Source organism: Rhizobium sp. SVR5-2C, assembly GCF_056755115.1.
In genome coordinates this window covers 25,532-41,870 of record NZ_JBNDHT010000050.1, presented here as the reverse complement: position 1 = coordinate 41,870, position 16,339 = coordinate 25,532, and the positions used below count along the sequence as shown (strand labels likewise).

Below are 16,339 nucleotides of genomic sequence, written 5' to 3'. Positions count from 1 at the left end.
GCCCGTGCTGCATGGAGCAGGCAGAATGATAGGCGACCGTGACGCCCCTTGGCATATGCGAAGGAAGGTCGAGCGTCGCGAGATACTCGGTGATGTCCTTGGCCAATGCTGATATGCGCGCAGCCTTTTGCGCATAGGCGGAGTCGAGCCGCAGCATATGGCCATAATCCTTGATCGTCGTGCCGCAGCCAGAGGCGGTGATGATGATCGCATCCAGACCGCCGTTTTCGATCTCCCTCGTCCAGACGTCGACATTCGCCCGTGCGCTCGCAAGCGCCTGTTCCTCGCGGCCCATGTGGTGCACCAGCGAGCCGCAACAGACCTCACCGGCCGGCGCCACAACCTCGATGCCGAGACGGGTCAAAAGCTTGATCGTCGCCTCGTTGATGGCGGGATCGAGCACCGGCTGTGCGCAGCCCGTGAGAATCGCGACACGACCGCGCTTTTCAGCCTTCGCTGCATGGACCGCGGGACGCGCAAAGGGTGACGGCGCCGGGATCTGCCTTGGCGCAAGCGCCAACATCGCGGCAAAAGGCTTCAGGGAAGACGCGCGCATCAAGCCCTTGAACGGTCTTCCGATCTTCGCGAGGTTCAGCGCCAGGCGAAAACGGCCGGGATAGGGCAGCACGGCCGCCAGGATGCCGCGCGTCATTCGCTCCATGAACGGCCGCTTGTAGGTTTTTTCGATATGAACCCGGGCATGATCGACCAGATGCATGTAGTCGACGCCGGACGGACATGTCGTCACGCAGGCGAGGCAGGACAGACACCGGTCGATGTGCGTGACCACCTCGGTATCGGCGGCCCGGCCATTCTCCAGCATGTCCTTGATGAGGTAGATGCGGCCGCGCGGACTGTCCAGTTCGTTGCCCAGCACGACGTAGGTGGGACAGGTGGCGGTGCAGAAGCCGCAATGCACGCATTTGCGCAGGATCGTCTCGGATTCGGCGACATGCGGATCGGCCAGCTGTTCGGCGGTGAAGTTCGTCTGCATTGATCAGGTTTCCGCCATCTTGCCCGGATTGAGTATACCAGCTGGATCGAATTTTTGCTTTACGCGCGCCGATAGAAGAGCAACGGGCTCGGACTGCGGCTGGAATGCAGAGACTGCAGCACGCGCTTCGGCGCTTGCACGAACCAGCGTGGCATGGCCGCCGCCGCCGAGCGTCTTGATGTATCGGCGGATCAGCTCGGCCTCCGGATCGGCTTCCATCCGCATCCAGATCAGGCCGCCCTGCCAATCGTAAAACGCGTCAATGCCAGCTTCGAGGCGCAGTGCGGCGACGAGCTGATGGCCGATGCTCGGGGCGACGGAGACGCGCCAGACCGGACGCATTGTTCCATCGGCATAGGGAGCGACATCGCGGATATCTCTCCAGAGGCGGACACTCTCGCCGTGCTCCAAGCGCGTGACAGGTCCGAACGCCGTCATAGCCGCAGCAAGCTTGGTTGCCCGGGCGTCGACAGAACCGTGCAGGCCTTCGATGCGCAGACAGGTTGCCTCGCCTTCAGAGAGCGTGCTGTCGAGAAACTTCCAGGAGACGGTCATCGGCAAATGCGCGGCACCCGAGACGTCGACGGGCTGCGCCATCGCGACAGCCATTGCATCGGCCGCTTCTGCGTCGTTGAGGCCGGAGATGACCACCGTCTCCTCCGCCTTCGGCCGCGGCGGTACGCGAAAGGTGACCTCCGTCAGAAGGCCGAGCGTGCCGTGCGAACCAGCCAGGAGCTTGACGAGATCAAGGCCGGTGACGTTCTTCATCACCCTTCCACCCGCCTTGACGATTTCGCCCTTGCCGTTGACGAAACGAATGCCGAGCAGGCTATCGCGCGCCGCCCCCACAATGAACCGGCGAGGACCGGAAACGTTGGCGGCAAAGACGCCGCCGATGGTCGGCTCGCCCGAAGTGCCCATGACCGGACGGTGATCCATCGGCTCGAAAGCCATCATCTGGCCATTCTCCGCCAACGCCGCTTCGACTGCCGAAACCGGCGTTCCGGCGCGCGCCGTCATGACCATTTCGCCGGGGTTGTACGAGACGATCCCGGTCAAACCGACCGAACGCAGCCAGCCCTCCGCTTCCACGGCATTGCCGAAACCGGAGCGGGTGTTGCCGCCGCAGATGGCAAGCGGCCTGCCCGTGGCCGCGTGTTCGCGAATGATCGAGGCCGCCGCCTCTTCGGTCTCCGGCAGAAAATCGATCATGCAGCGCTGCGCCCATCAAGCGGGAAGACCTTGGATGGATTGAGCAGCCAGCCGGGATCGAAGGCGGCGCGCACTGCCATCTGTTGGGCGAGGTCGGCTTCCGAAAACTGATGCCGCATCAGATCACGCTTCTCGATGCCAACGCCATGTTCGCCGGTAAGGCAGCCGCCGGCGTCGACGCAGAGCTTCAGGATTTCGTTGCCCGCAGCCTCCGCCCGCGCTGCATCTTCCGGATCGTTGGCGTTGAACAGGATCAACGGATGCATATTGCCGTCTCCGGCATGAAAGACGTTTGCGACGCGCAGGCCATAGTGATCGACAATTTCCGAAGTCTTCTTCAGAACATAGGAAAGCTGGCTGAGCGGCACCGTGCCGTCCATGCAGATATAGTCCGCGACCCTGCCCGTGGCGCCGAAGGCGGATTTGCGGCCCTTCCAGATCTGCGCTGCCTCGGTCGCCGACTGGCACTCGCGAACGGTCTTGACGCCATGCCGGCGGGCGATCTCGACGATGCTTTTCAAGGTCTCGTCCATCTCGGCTTCCGAGCCTTCGACCTCGACGATCAGCAGCGCGCCGACATCAAGCGGATAACCGGCGTGAGCAAACGCCTCGCATATCTCGATCGCCGGCTTATCCATGAACTCGATGGCGACCGGGATAATGCCTGCCGCGATGATATCGGCGACGCAGGAACCGGCCTCCTCGGAACTTTCGAAGCCGAAAAGCACCGGCCGGGCGCCCTCGGGCTTGGCGATCAGCCGCACTGTCGCCTCGGTGACGATGCCAAGCTGGCCTTCATGGCCGCAGACGAGACCCAACAGGTCGTAGCCTGCCGCGTCCAGCGCCTTGCCGCCGAGCTCGATCACGGTTCCGTCCGTCAGCACCATCTTCACGCCGAGCAAATTGTTGGTGGTGACGCCGTACTTCAGGCAGTGCGCGCCGCCGGAATTCATGCCGATATTGCCGCCGATCGTGCAGGCCAGCTGCGAGCTTGGATCGGGCGCATAGAAAAAACCGTCCGCGGCAACGGCTTCGGAGATGTTGAGGTTCGTGACACCCGCCTGGACGACGGCCGCACGGTTCGGAAAATCGATGTCCAGAATGCGGTTCATCTTCGACAGGCCGAGAACAACCGCGTCTTCCTGCGGGATCGCGCCGCCGGAGAGCGAGGTGCCTGCGCCACGCGGCACCACCGGGATGCCGTAGCGGTGGCAATACTTCATCACAGCCGCGACGTCGGCCGTGCTGCGCGGCAACGCAACGGCAAGGGGAAGACGGCGATAGGCGATGAAAGCGTCGGTCTCGAACGGCACCAGTTCGCGCGGTTCGTGGACGAGACATTCCGGCGGCAGCAGGTCGGCGAGATCGCCGATGATCTGGCTGCGGCGGGCCAGCACATCGGCGCGCGGCGCGAGAAACGAGATGGCGTCAGACATGGCGCGTTTCCTCCCAAAAATGGCGGCGAGACCAGCGCGTCCTCCACGACAACCGGCCCTTACCGGCTTAGCACTTTCCCGAAACCGGCGCAAATGCTAAGCATTTATGCAAAAAGGGGCAAAAGTAAAAAACCAATATGACCAATCTGGGCGATCTCGAAATATTTGCCAAGGTCGTTTCGGCCGGCAGCATGTCGCTTGCCGGGCGTATGCTGGGTTTTTCTCCGGCAGTCATCTCGAAGCGCATCAAGCGGCTGGAGGACAGGCTCGGCACACGTCTCCTGCAACGCACGACGCGGCAGATTTCGTTGACCGAGGCTGGCCAGGGCTTTTACGATCGCGTCCTTGGCATTCTCGCCGGCCTGGAAGAAGCAGAGCATTATATTTCGGGAAGCTCGGCGCAGATGCACGGCACTCTGAAGATTTCGGTTCCGACCTCGTTCGGCCGCATGCATGTCGCGCCGCACCTTAAAGCGTTCATGGACGCGCATCCGGAGCTTGCGATCAATCTCGTACTCACGGACGAATTAAGCGATATCGTTGGCGGCGGCTTCGATCTGGCGATCCGCATCGCGGAGCTGACCGATTCCAGCCTCGTCGCCAGAAAGCTCGCGAAAGTCCGGCGACTGCTTTGCGCCGCGCCGTCCTATATCGAAGTGCATGGGATGCCGAAGAGCATCGAGGATCTGAAGAGCCACCGCTGCCTGCCGGCGCACAACAACGATATCTGGCGTCTCGAAGGGCCGGAGGGCGCGATGAGCCTGCGGCCGGAGGGCATGCTCGTGACCAATTCCAGCGAGGTAATTCGCGAGACAGTTATCGCAGGGCTCGGCATTGCACTGCGCTCCACCTGGGATATCGGCGAAGAACTCAAGAGCGGCAAGCTCGTCCAGGTGCTGCCCGCCTATGAGGGCTCGCGCAACCTGGCACTCTCGGCAGTGTATCCCAGCCGGCAGTTCCTGCCCGCCAAGGTGCGCCTCTTCATCGACTATCTGGCTGAGCTCTACGGTCCGATTCCGTACTGGGAACTTTAGCGCGCAAGCGCGAGATAGGCGCTTGCCACCATCTGGTCGATATCCCTCGGCACCGGCACGACGCAGGCTTCTGGTCCGACGCCGCCTTTGGCGACACGCTCGAGGCAGCGCGCCTGCAAGGTGAAGCCGAGGTCCATCGACTCGACCGAATTGCCGAGCGGCCGCGGACCGGCGAGGTTCGCCATATGGCCGCCGCCGAGGATATGAAATGAACGGCCGTCCTTCAGATGCAGCGTTTCGATGAAGTCAGCTTCATAACGGTCGATCCGAACGAGATCAGGATGCGCGCGGAACGCTGCAACATCGATCTCCAGCGGAAAATGGCCGCCGTTCATGAGAATGGCGCCGTCCTTGATGAGCGGGAGGTCGGCAGCCGTGATGATATTCGGAAAGCCGGTGACCGTGACGAGCACATCGGCCGAGCGGATCGCATCTTCCCTGAGCGGTGTCACGAAACCGTCGAGATGGGCCTCCAGCGTCGTAACCGAATCCAGATCCACCACGCTGACGGTCGAGAAGGCGTTGCGGAAGCAGGCAGCAGTGCCCTTGCCGCACGCGCCGTAACCGAAAACGGTGACGCGCTTGCCGTTCGTCGACCGGTTGGTGAAGCGCATGTAGCTCTCGAACAGGCTCTGCCCGACGGCGTGCCTGTTTTCCGCAAACTGCTTGATTGGGCTGTCGTTGATGACGAGGATTGGCATGTTCAACCGCTCGCGCATCGGCAGCAGCCGGGTGCGGCCGGATGTCGTTTCCTCGGTTCCACCGCGCAGGTTCGGGTAGGCCCTTTCCGCGGCGATGGCGAAAAGGTCGCCACCGTTGTCGAGCAGCAGGTCCGGCCTTTCACCGACGACCGCCTCGAGGCTGTCATGATGCGCGACCGGGTCGGTGGTCTGCGTGGCGAAGACCTTGATGCCTTGGGAGCGCAGGTATTCGACGGTCGAAGGCTGCGTGCTGTTCAGGTTGCCGGTGCATATGAGGTTCGCGCCGCCGGCACGAAGCGTCATCAGCAATGCCACGGTCTTCGGCTCCAGATGGATACCGGTGCCGATCGACAGACCTTCGAAGGGCCGCGTCTCGGCAAATTCCGTGGCCGTCGCCTTAAGCAGCCGGCAGCTGCTGCCGATCCAATCGATGCGGGTTGCCGTCTTTTCCATCGCGCGCTCCCTGGAGTTTTCGTAAGTCATAGCGACGGCGCGGCCGGCAATCCATGGAGATAAATTTGACGTTAGGGCAGAAAAACTACCCTATTGTTTGAGGCCGCCGGAGCGAAGCAGCCACTCGCGAAGGGCCTGGAAAGATGGTCTCTCCGCATCGGTGATCCTGCAGCAGAATCTGTAGCCCGATGGCCTCCTGACAAATCCGAAGGGAGCGACGAGGACATTTCGTGCGAGATCATCTTCGATCGAAGCGCGCGGCGCGAGCACGATGCCAAGGCCCGAACGGGCCGCACTGAGCGCCAGCAGCATATCCTCGTATTCCTGCCGGCGGGCGAACGTGACCGGCGGCGTGCCGCTTTCTACAAACCACTCGTCCCACAGCCTCGGCACGCTGCGACTGACGAGTACCGCCGCCTCCGCCATACGTGCCGGGCTTTCCGAAACACCGGCGGCCAGCGCCGGCGTGGCGACGGGGCCAAATTCGTCCTCCATGAACTTGACGGCCGTAACGCCCGCCGAAGGCCGGTATTCTCCGCCCATGATGACGGCGTCGAGCTCTGGATGGAGCAAGAGCGGTTCGGCGACGTTCATCGGCACGATGTCGATCTCATCAGGCCCAAGCGCGTTCTGCAAGTCACCGGCACGCGGCATCAACCACCATATTCCGAAAGCAGACGGTACGCCGATGCGTATCTTGCGCCGTGGTCCGCCCTCAAGCTCTGCGGTAGCCCGCTGCAAGATCGAGAGTGCCGCGCCGGCGGCCTCTGCAAGCGCCCGCCCCTTTGCAGTCGGGACGAGCCGCCGCCCCTCGCGCAAGAACAGCTTCTCGCCGAAATAGTTCTCCAGCGTCGTGATCTGCTGACGCACCGCGCCGCGCACGACCCCGAGTTCTTCGCTGGCCTGCAAAACGCTTCCCTGGCGGCAAACGGCTTCGAAGGCGCGGATCGCGTTGAGAGGAGGCAGGCGCATGATTCCAATTCCCTAAATAAATTCGTGGAGCAATTGATCGCGCCATTGAACGTGACACAAGCCGAGAGCATATTGAACAGGTGTGCATAGTCGCAATCAGAACACGATCTGGCGGAGTTCGAAGCAGAGCGGCAGCGAATCCATAGCAAATGTTGGCTGTGCACTTTCGAGCGGTGCAAGTTTTCCATGCAGCGCTTATATTAGTGGTTCGTAATTATGATTCTGGAGACAAACTTTAGAAGGTGGCCCGCGAATTGACGCTTCTTTCCCGACTGGCTTCTGACGTGCAACTGATGTTTCGGCGCCCGCCGCGACTGCAATATGGTGCGCTCTGTTACCGGGTGAAGAAGAAGACCAATGCGGTTGAGGTTCTGGTGATGACGAGCCGTGATACCGGCCGCTGGGTCATCCCCAAGGGCTGGCCGATGAACGGCAAGTGTTCGCACGAAGTTGCCGCCCGGGAAGCCTATGAGGAAGCAGGCGTTCGCGGCAAGATAGAGAACGAACCGCTCGGCTCCTACACTTATCCGAAGGCTCTGAAGGACGGACTGAAAGTGATCTGCAAGGTTCAGGTCCATGTTCTCGAAGTCTCCGAGATCGTCAAGAATTTCAAGGAAAAGGGCGAGCGCAAAGCGGAGTGGGTTTCCTGCGACGAAGCGGCGGCGCGCGTCAATGAGCCGGAGCTTCGGAAGCTCTTTCTGCTCTTCAAGCGCAGAATAACCGAGAAACTGCAGGCAGACTCGCCGAAGCAAATTCCGGCAGCATGATTCCTGCCATCTTGCGCAACTAGGATTAACGGCGCTAAGCAGGCGCCAGTCCTAGGAAAAGCATGCCCGATCGAATCCCCGTCCTGACCAAACGAACGCTTGATAAGGACCTCGACAAATTCACCCACGTCGAGGACGCGGCGAAGTTTGTCTCTCGAAAGCTGGTCGGACCCGGCCTCGGCCTGATCTTCCTCGGACTGGCGATGCTGTTTGCGGGCGTCTACGTCTTCGAGCGTCCGAGCGCGGTTCTCATCATCGCCGCCACCGCACTCGCGGCATACATGGCCATGAACATCGGCGCGAACGATGTGACGAACAACGTCGGCGCCGCTGTCGGCGCGCGCGCCATAACGATGACGCAGGCACTTGTCATCGCGGCCATCTTCGAAGTTCTCGGTGCGACGATTGCCGGCGGAGCGGTGGTCCGGACGATCTCGTCCAGCATTGTGGATGCGGTGCACGTGCCCGGAGGACTACTCGCGTGGATCATGATGGCGGCGTTGATGGCGGCTGCGCTCTGGATCAACCTCGCGACCTGGCTGAACGCGCCGGTTTCGACCACGCACGCGATCGTCGGCGCCGTGATCGGAGCCGGAATTGCCGCCGTCGGACCGGACCCCGTCAACTGGCGGGTCATGCTTGAGATTACGTCAAGCTGGGTGACGTCGCCACTGATCGGCGGCGCGATCGCAGGCAGCCTGCTCTTTTTCATCAAGACATTCATCATTTATCAAGACGATAAGATCGCTGCAGCGCGGCGCTGGGTTCCGGTGCTGATTGCCATGATGGCGGGCGGCTTTACAGCCTACATGGTCTTGCAGCTGGCGCCGTCGCGGCGGTTTTCGTCACTGACGATTCTGGCGTTGGGGCTGCTGGCGGGCCTCGTCGCCTGGCTGGCGGCGAAGCCGATCGTCGCTCGGCAATCAAGAGATCTCGAAAACCGCAACAGCTCACTTCGGATCCTGTTCAAATTTCCGCTGATCGGCTCGGCGGCCCTGTTGTCCTTCGCCCATGGCGCAAACGATGTCTCGAACGCCGTCGGACCGCTTTCAGCCATTGTGCATTCGTCAACGGCGCTGGCAACCGGGACCGCGCCGCCGCTCTGGGTGATGCTGATCGGCGCGTTCGGCATTTCCGTCGGCCTGCTTCTCTTCGGTCCGCGCCTCATTCGGCTCGTCGGTGACCAGATCACCAAGCTCAACCCGATGCGCGCCTATTGCGTTGCGCTGTCGACAGCCTTCACGGTTATCGTCGCATCCTGGCTCGGCCTGCCCGTCAGCACGACGCACATCGCGGTGGGTTCGGTCTTCGGCGTCGGTTTCTTCCGCGAATGGTACACCCGCAATTCCAGGCGCCGCGTCAAATTCATGCGCCGCAAGGCAGAAACCTGGGCAATCGACGAGCCGGAAGATCCGAACGTACATGAGAGACGCCGCCGCTATCTGGTGCGACGCTCGCACTTCATGACCATTGTTGCCGCCTGGATCATCACCGTGCCGGCGTCCGCTGCGCTTGCGGCGATGGTTTATTTGGTTATGTTCGCCCTCTTCGTTTGACCGGGGTCTTTTGAGATGCGCGCCAATTTCCGCATGCAGCGGCTTTTCGTCGATGCTTCCTTGTCGATGGGCGCTGCCATCGAGGCCAATCCCGACCAGTTCAACTATCTCGCCAATGTCCTGCGCATGACTGATGGCGCCGAGATCCTGGTCTTCAACGGCCGCGACGGAGAATGGAAGGCGAGGCTTTCCTTTCCGAGCCGCAAGCGCATTCAGTTGACCCCGACCGAAGAGACGCGGCCGCAGCCGGCGCCGTCCGATCTGCACTATCTTTTTGCGCCGCTGAAGGTCGGCCGCTTGGACTATCTGGTGCAGAAGGCGGTCGAAATGGGCGCAGGTCTGCTGCAGCCGGTGATGACTCAGCATGTCCAGGGCAAAATCACCAACCTCGACAAGCTGAGGGCCAATGTGGTCGAAGCGGCCGAGCAGTGCGGCATCCTCGGCATTCCTGATGTCGCAGAACCGATGAAGCTTTTCGATCTGCTGGAAGCTTGGCCGCAAGACCGGCGGCTCATCTATTGCGACGAGGGGGACGCCGGGCAAAATCCGCTGCCGCTGCTCTCCAAGATCGAAGAAAGGAGACTTGCTCTTCTCGTGGGGCCGGAAGGCGGTTTTTCGGAAGAGGAGCGCGCGCGGCTGCGGAGCCTCGATTTCGTCACGGCAATACCTCTTGGGCCGCGAATTTTGCGTGCCGACACTGCTGCGGTAGCGGCCATGGCCGTGATCCAGGCGGCGATCGGCGACTGGAATTAACCTTCCAATCAGCCTCCAGCGAAATAACCCGCTATTTTTTTGATGCGTCGTTGAAAGAATTTCACTTGTAACATACCTGAGAGCGGCGCTAATCACCCTTCCAATTGTCCCGGCCCGCCGGGCGTTCCCCAGTATACAGGTTACACTGAATGGCTCGCGATACTACCGACCAGACGCCCATCTCTTCGGTTCAGGAGCTGACCGCCTATATGGCTGCGGGGAGCAAGCCGAAGGACAGCTTCCGCATCGGCACCGAGCACGAGAAATTCGCCTTTTTCCGTGCCGACAACAGCCCCGTTCCCTATTTCGGCGAAGCCAGCATTTCAGCCCTTCTGAAGGCCCTTCAGACAAAGAATGGCTGGGATCCGATCATGGATGGGGACAATATCATCGGGCTCGCCGACCAGCACGGCATGGGTGCGATCTCAATCGAGCCGGGCGGCCAGTTCGAGCTATCGGGCGCGCCGGTGGAAACCATCCATGAGACCTGCCGGGAATCCAATTCGCACCTGGCGACGGTACGCGAAATTGCCGAGCCGATGGGCATTGGCTTCCTCGGCATCGGCGGCAGCCCGAAATGGACGCTGGCCGAGACGCCGCGCATGCCGAAATCCCGCTACGACATCATGACCCGTTACATGCCGAAGGTCGGAACCAAGGGTCTCGACATGATGTACCGCACCTGCACGATCCAGGTGAACCTCGACTTTTCCTCGGAAGCCGACATGCAGAAGAAGATGCGCGTGTCGATGAAGCTTCAGTCGCTGGCAACGGCGCTCTTTGCCTCCTCGCCCTTTACCGAAGGCAAACCAAATGGCCTGCTTTCCTGGCGTGGCGACATCTGGCGCGACACCGACAACCGTCGCTCCGGGCTTCTCGACTTCACCTTCCGCGACGACTTCGGCTTCCATCACTATATGGAATGGGCACTTGATGTGCCGATGTATTTCATCGTCCGCGACGGCCGCTATCATGACTGTACGCATGTCACGTTCCGCCAGTTCATGAACGGTGCGCTGAAGGGCGAGATTGCCGCCTGGGAGCCGACGATGGGCGACTGGACGAACCATCTTTCGACGCTCTTCCCGGATGTACGCCTGAAACGCTTCCTCGAGATGCGTGGTGCCGACGGTGGCCCATGGCGCCGCATCTGCGCCCTGCCCGCCTTCTGGGTCGGCCTGCTCTACGACGATGCCGCACTTGATGCCGCCGACCAACTCACGAAGGATTGGACATTCGCCGAAGTCAACGCGCTTCGGGAGGCTGTTCCGGCGGCCGGCCTGAACGCCACGTTCCGCGGCCATGCCCTCTACGAAGTCGCCCGTGAGGTCATCGGGATTTCCAAGGCCGGTCTCAAGGCGCGCAACCGCTTGAACAAGGAAGGCCAGGACGAGAGCATCTTCCTATCGCCGCTGGACGAGGTGATGGCGAAAAAGGCGACGCTCGCCGAGGACCTGCTGGCGCTCTATCACGGCCGCTGGAACGGCTCAGTCGAGCCGGTCTTCGCGGAATATCAGTATTAGGGCCAGGACCTACTAAATTCATTTGCGCAGTCCATTTTCCGTTTATAGTGGTGAATCATAAGCACTGCTCATGGGGGAAGGACTGTCATGCTGCCACTCTTCGACATGATGATGCAGGCGCAGAATGGCGCGGCGATGGAGGCTGTTTCCAAGCAGTTCAATCTTGCCCAAGAGCAGGCGGCCAAGGCGATGGCGGCGCTGACGCCCGCCTTTTCCGCCGGCCTGAAGCGTACCACCGGCAATCCGTACGACTTCATGGCCCTGATGCAGGCGGTCGCTTCCGGCAACTACGCCAAATATTTCGAGGATATGAGCAAGGCCTTCACGCCGCAGGGCATCTCGGACGGCAACAATATCCTCGGCCAGCTTTTCGGCTCGAAAGAGGTGTCCCGCGCCGTTGCCGCGCAGGCCGCGCAGATGACCGGCATCGGCCAGGAAATCTACAAACAGATGCTACCGGTGATGGCCGACACGCTGATGGGCGGAATCTTCAAGCAAACGACCGGACAGATGGCCCAGACCGCCAATCCTTTCGCCAATACGCCGATGGGCGAAATGATCCAGAACTGGTTGGAAAGTACAGGCTTCGCGCCGAAGCCGAAAGCCGCAGCCGAGCCAAACATCTTCGACAATCCGTTCATGCAGGCGATGCAGATGATGTTCAGCACGCCGAAGCCGCAACCCAAGGAGACCAAGGAGCCTTCCGTCAATCCCTTCTTTGACAATCCCTTCGCCAAGGCCTTTCAGGAAATGATGACGGGCCTCGCGCAGCCGGCGGCGCAAAAGCCACCGGAACCTGCCAAGAAGGCGCTGGAAGCTCCGAAGGAAGAAGCGAAGGAGCAAGCGGAAAGCTATCTGAACATGCTCAATACCATGTTCGACAGCGGGCTCGAGGTGCAGAAGGGTTACCAGAAAAGCATGGAAGCGATCTTCGAGACCTACATGCCAAAACGCACGCCTCCCTCTCCGAGCCCATAAAAAAACCCGGAGACGGCTGGGAGAGCCGGTCACCGGGTTAGGCGGCAGGGCTATTGGTTATCACCCTGCGGGGAAAACAGTCCGCTCCTAATCTGCATAGGAGCGGAATATCGCGAGACGCCAGCGGCGGCGCGCCGAGTTCGTCAGATGTGCCGACGGGTCCTCGAAGAAGGTCGACGTTACCATTGCCGCGGTGATATCGGCCCGCGTCAGGCCGATATCCCGTAATTGATAATCGTCGAGGTCGCTCAAGCCATTGATCGCTCTGCGGTTGCAGAATGCGCGAAAGAGAGCTGCCAGCGGCACAAGGGCTCCGCCGAAACGCTGGGAAAACGTCACGGGCTGCTTGGCACAGTCGAGTTCTACTGTCTGATCAATCATGCGCATCGAACTCTCCTTTCTTTCGGGCGCAACAACCCACCCCTCCCGCGAGGTCGAGCGGAAAGAGAAAGGCTGAACCTTTGAAGGACAGGCAAGGTGTCTGTTCTTCACTATGTTTGATTTGCATCTAGAAGATGCCAAACGGCTATTGATCAGTCCAACGAATGTTTCTAATGATTATTATCAGAGATCGTTATAGGTGAGCCCATGTCCGCGCCCCTCGATATTGACCAGTTGCAGACCTTCATCGCCATCGTCGATTCCGGCAGCTTCACCAAGGCCGCCGATCGCGTCTACAAGACGCAATCCGCCGTCTCCATGCAGATGCGGCGTCTGGAAGAGCGGATCGGCAAGCAGCTCTTCATCAAGGACGGCCGTGGCAACCGGCTGACGGTCGAGGGCGAGAAGCTTTTGAATTACGCCCGCCGGATCATCCGCCTGAACAACGAGGCGATCGCCGCCTTCGACGACAATCGTCTCGAGGGAACGCTGCGCATTGGCACGCCGGATGACTACGCCGACCGCTACATGCCGGAAATCATCGGCCGTTTCGCCAAGACCCATCCAAATGTCGAGCTCTACATCGTCTGCGAGCCTTCGCCCGATCTGGCCGAACGGATGCACAAGGGCGAGCTCGATATCGCGTTGGTGACGCATAACCCGCGCGAGCGGATGTCGGATGTTGTCAGAACCGAGCCGCTCTGCTGGGTCGGCTCCGCCAACCACCCCATCCGCGACGACGCGCCGGTGCCGCTTGCCGTGGGCCGCCGCGATTGCCAGTGGCGGCAGCTTGCCTGCTCGGCGCTGGATGCGGTCGGCCGCGAGTACCAGATCCTGTTCACGAGCTGGTCGTGTACCGTGGTTGCCTCTGCCGTGCTCGCCGGCATGGCCGTTTCGGTGATGCCAGAATCGGCCTTGCGGACCGGCATGAAGGTGCTGAGCCAGGCTGACGGCTTTCCTGCCCTGCCACCGGTTCAGATCGGCATCATGAAGCGTCCGGGCGTATCGCTCTCGCTGATGAATGCGATTACGGCGCATATCACCGCCTGCCTCGACAACATCACGCCCGCGGTGGTTGACGACCATCTGGATGCGGATGGGAAGTCGGCCTACGCACGGCAGTATCCGCGCCTGAGGGCCGCCAATATGGTGCCAAGCTGGTAAGCGTCAGGCCGCCGTCGCGAACAGCGAAGCGCGGATGACGCGCTTCCATTCGGCCAGCATCCGTTGCGCCAGTTGCTCTTCGCTGTTGACCGCGAGGCGGACCGATGCGCCGATCAGGTGGCTGAAAAGATAGGTGCGAGCCCGCATGTCGGTTTCAGGTATCTCGGGTGCGATGCGCTTTATCGCATCATGGAAGATTTCGGCCACGCGATTGCTGTGTTCGATGTTGAGCCGCAGAAGGTCCTGGTCGGTTTCCGTTCCCATCCAGACGCCAAGATAGGTGGCGTCATTGCGGTATTCGCAATAATACCAGTCGATCATGGCCGAGATCAGCTCCAGTGCCTCATCGAAAGATTTGACATCGGCGAACATGCCAGCGGTCTTCGCCTGGACGGCGGTCGCATGGCGGTCGAAAAGGGCTTTGACGATCGCGGCCTTTTCCGGGAAGTACTGGTAGACCGAGCCGATCGGCACCTTGGCAGCGGCAGCCAGCTCCGTCATGCGCATGGCGCTGACGCCCTTTCTGGCGATCAGGTCTGCGGCGGCGGCAAGTATCAGATCAAGTCTTTGGATGCTGCGTTCCTGCTTCGGCTTCCGGCGAAGGCCGATGCGATCCTTACCCTGCTCGCTCATATCGCTCCCATGTATTATCTTTGGCGCACGTGCCTCAGACCGGCGCATTCCGAGCGATATGGCATGCACGTCTTCATGCGGCGTAAATGGAAACGCTCGCATTTTAACGGACTCGAGAAGCCCAAGGAAATCGGGGCTATAAGCCCCAATTTTGGTTTTCAAAACTGTGGATCAGCTACTCTGCTGCCGCCGGCTGCGCACTGATCGAATCGATCTTGTAGCCATGCTGCTTTTCGAGAGCGGCACGAACTCCGGCCTCGTAATCGGCATGCACGAGCTTGAAATGTGCGAGCTGGCGCTCGACGATTTCACCCGGTACGCCGCCCATCGCAGCCGCGATGTTGGAGAAGAGGCGGGCCTTCTGGCCGGCATCGAACAGATTGAAGAGCGCACGCGGCTGGATGTAATCGTCGTTGCCTTCACGATGATTGTAGCGGGACGCGTCACCCGTAATCCTGAGCGGCGGCTCGGCGACGGTCGGCACTTCGACCGGCGAACCAGCGACCGAGTTCGGCTCGTAGTAAGCGTCCGGATTGCCCGACGTGATACCTCCGAAGAAGTTCATCGCGCCGTCCTTGACGTAGTTGTGAACCGGGCACTTCGGCGCGTTGACCGGCAGCGCCTCATAGTGAGTACCGAGCCGGTAGCGGTGCGCGTCGGCATAGGCAAAGAGACGGCCCTGCAGCACGCGGTCCGGCGAGTAGCCGACGCCGGGAACCTTATTGGACGGTGAGAAAGCCGCCTGCTCGATCTCGGCGAAGTAGTTTTCAGCATTACGGTTCAGCTCGAAATAACCGACGTCGATGCAGGGATACATCGAATGCGGCCAGACCTTGGTCAGGTCGAAGGGGTCGAAGGGACATTTGTCGGCTTCGAGTTCGGGCATGATCTGCAGCTGGACGGTCCAACGCGGGAACTCACCCCTCTCGATGCCGCCGAAAAGCGCTTCCTGATAGCCCTCGCGAGTCTTGCCGATCAGAGTTTCGGCTTCCTCGTTGGTGAAGAACTTGTGGCCCTGCTGGGTCTTGAAGTGGAACTTCACCCAATAACGCTCGCCTCTGTCATTCCACAGCGAGTAGGTGTGCGAGCCATAGCCGTTCATGTGCATCGGATCGATCGGCAGGCCGCGATCCGACATCAGGATGGTGACCTGGTGTAGCGATTCCGGCGACAGCGACCACCAATCCCACATGGCGGTTGCCGAGCGCAGGTTGGTCTTCGGATGACGCTTCTGGGTGTGGATGAAGTCGGCGAACTTCATCGGGTCGCGGATGAAGAAGACCGGCGTGTTGTTGCCAACCAGGTCCCAGTTGCCTTCCTCCGTGTAGAACTTCAGGGAGAAGCCGCGAACGTCGCGTTCATGGTCGGCCGCACCGAGTTCGCCGGCAACCGTCGAGAAGCGGGCCAGCATCGGCGTGACCTTACCCTTCTGCAATGCCTTGGCGATCGTGTACTTGGAGAGGTCCTCGGTAATATGCAGCTCACCGTAGGCACCCCAGCCCTTGGCGTGGACGATGCGTTCCGGAATGCGTTCGCGGTTGTGATGGGCGATCTTTTCCATCAGCTGGTAGTCTTCGAGCAGGATGGGGCCGCGGGGGCCGGCCGTCAGCGAATACTGGTTCGAGGGAACCGGGGCGCCGGCCGTTGTCGTCAAGCGTGGGCGATCGGACATGAAATTCTCCATTGAAATAGGTTCTTGAACACTCATTGGGTTCCAGCGGCTTTGTTCTCCCATTGACCATTGATAATTTCCAATCGTATTTAGTGAGGATCACAATCGGA

The 16,339-nt window shown here is 60.8% G+C and carries 15 protein-coding genes; 7 read left to right on the top strand and 8 right to left on the bottom strand.

The window, feature by feature from the left end:
• The 3 genes from glcF to ACPYOI_RS16340 form a co-directional block, all read right to left on the bottom strand.
• On the bottom strand, positions 1 to 994 hold a 994-nt coding region (gene glcF, locus ACPYOI_RS16350), incomplete at its 3' end, for a glycolate oxidase subunit GlcF (protein WP_481423042.1).
• A gap of 3 nt (positions 995 to 997) precedes the next feature.
• A complete protein-coding gene (gene glcE / locus ACPYOI_RS16345) occupies positions 998 to 2,206 on the bottom strand; it encodes a glycolate oxidase subunit GlcE (protein ID WP_481420224.1) in 1,209 nt (402 codons plus the stop codon).
• Positions 2,203 to 3,642, bottom strand: a complete 1,440-nt coding sequence (locus ACPYOI_RS16340; protein ID WP_481423041.1) for an FAD-linked oxidase C-terminal domain-containing protein — start codon at positions 3,640 to 3,642, stop codon at positions 2,203 to 2,205. Before ACPYOI_RS16340 ends, glcE begins: the two co-directional genes overlap by 4 nt.
• 137 nt (positions 3,643 to 3,779) lie before the next feature.
• Between ACPYOI_RS16340 and ACPYOI_RS16335 the strand changes: the two genes are divergently transcribed.
• The gene (locus tag ACPYOI_RS16335; protein ID WP_481415005.1) at positions 3,780 to 4,676 is read left to right on the top strand and encodes a LysR family transcriptional regulator; all 897 of its coding nucleotides are present in this window, start codon (positions 3,780 to 3,782) and stop codon (positions 4,674 to 4,676) included.
• Here the strand turns inward: ACPYOI_RS16335 and ACPYOI_RS16330 are convergent.
• Both ACPYOI_RS16330 and ACPYOI_RS16325 read right to left on the bottom strand, forming a co-directional pair.
• Positions 4,673 to 5,830, bottom strand: a complete 1,158-nt coding sequence (locus ACPYOI_RS16330) for an adenosylhomocysteinase (RefSeq protein WP_481415006.1) — start codon at positions 5,828 to 5,830, stop codon at positions 4,673 to 4,675. The genes ACPYOI_RS16335 and ACPYOI_RS16330 overlap by 4 nt on opposite strands.
• Before the next feature lie 90 nt (positions 5,831 to 5,920).
• Positions 5,921 to 6,802 (bottom strand): LysR substrate-binding domain-containing protein, encoded by an 882-nt coding sequence (locus ACPYOI_RS16325; RefSeq protein ID WP_481415007.1) that lies wholly within the window; start codon positions 6,800 to 6,802, stop codon positions 5,921 to 5,923.
• A 254-nt stretch (positions 6,803 to 7,056) separates the two neighbouring features.
• Here ACPYOI_RS16325 and ACPYOI_RS16320 point away from each other — a divergent pair, with 254 nt between their 5' ends.
• The 5 genes from ACPYOI_RS16320 to ACPYOI_RS16300 all read left to right on the top strand — a co-directional run bounded on the left by ACPYOI_RS16320 (position 7,057) and on the right by ACPYOI_RS16300 (position 12,379).
• Complete coding sequence (locus tag ACPYOI_RS16320; RefSeq protein ID WP_481415008.1) at positions 7,057 to 7,569, top strand: NUDIX hydrolase; 513 nt, start codon at positions 7,057 to 7,059, stop codon at positions 7,567 to 7,569.
• 62 nt (positions 7,570 to 7,631) lie between these two features.
• Complete coding sequence (locus tag ACPYOI_RS16315; RefSeq protein WP_481415009.1) at positions 7,632 to 9,125, top strand: inorganic phosphate transporter; 1,494 nt, start codon at positions 7,632 to 7,634, stop codon at positions 9,123 to 9,125.
• Between the two features lie 15 nt (positions 9,126 to 9,140).
• A complete protein-coding gene (locus tag ACPYOI_RS16310; RefSeq protein WP_481415010.1) occupies positions 9,141 to 9,878 on the top strand; it encodes a 16S rRNA (uracil(1498)-N(3))-methyltransferase in 738 nt (245 codons plus the stop codon).
• 149 nt (positions 9,879 to 10,027) lie between these two features.
• The gene (locus ACPYOI_RS16305; protein WP_481415011.1) at positions 10,028 to 11,401 is read left to right on the top strand and encodes a glutamate--cysteine ligase; all 1,374 of its coding nucleotides are present in this window, start codon (positions 10,028 to 10,030) and stop codon (positions 11,399 to 11,401) included.
• Positions 11,402 to 11,488: 87 nt separating this feature from the next.
• Entirely contained in the window at positions 11,489 to 12,379 is an 891-nt protein-coding gene (locus tag ACPYOI_RS16300) for a DUF937 domain-containing protein (RefSeq protein ID WP_481415012.1), read from the top strand.
• 87 nt (positions 12,380 to 12,466) lie between these two features.
• On the opposite strand, the gene ACPYOI_RS16295 is transcribed toward ACPYOI_RS16300, so the two are convergent.
• Positions 12,467 to 12,766: a DUF1127 domain-containing protein gene (locus tag ACPYOI_RS16295; protein WP_481423040.1), complete on the bottom strand. Its 300-nt coding sequence runs from the start codon at positions 12,764 to 12,766 to the stop codon at positions 12,467 to 12,469.
• Between the two features lie 201 nt (positions 12,767 to 12,967).
• Here ACPYOI_RS16295 and ACPYOI_RS16290 point away from each other — a divergent pair, with 201 nt between their 5' ends.
• On the top strand, positions 12,968 to 13,924 hold the full coding sequence (locus ACPYOI_RS16290; RefSeq protein ID WP_168828496.1) for a LysR substrate-binding domain-containing protein: 957 nt from the start codon (positions 12,968 to 12,970) through the stop codon (positions 13,922 to 13,924).
• A 3-nt stretch (positions 13,925 to 13,927) separates the two neighbouring features.
• Here ACPYOI_RS16290 and ACPYOI_RS16285 read toward each other — a convergent pair whose 3' ends face one another.
• Together ACPYOI_RS16285 and ACPYOI_RS16280 are read right to left on the bottom strand one after the other, a co-directional pair.
• Positions 13,928 to 14,557, bottom strand: coding sequence for a TetR family transcriptional regulator (locus tag ACPYOI_RS16285; RefSeq protein WP_481415014.1), 630 nt, complete (start codon positions 14,555 to 14,557; stop codon positions 13,928 to 13,930).
• A 175-nt stretch (positions 14,558 to 14,732) separates the two neighbouring features.
• Positions 14,733 to 16,229, bottom strand: coding sequence for a catalase (locus ACPYOI_RS16280; RefSeq protein ID WP_481415015.1), 1,497 nt, complete (start codon positions 16,227 to 16,229; stop codon positions 14,733 to 14,735).
• Positions 16,230 to 16,339 lie beyond the last annotated feature (110 nt).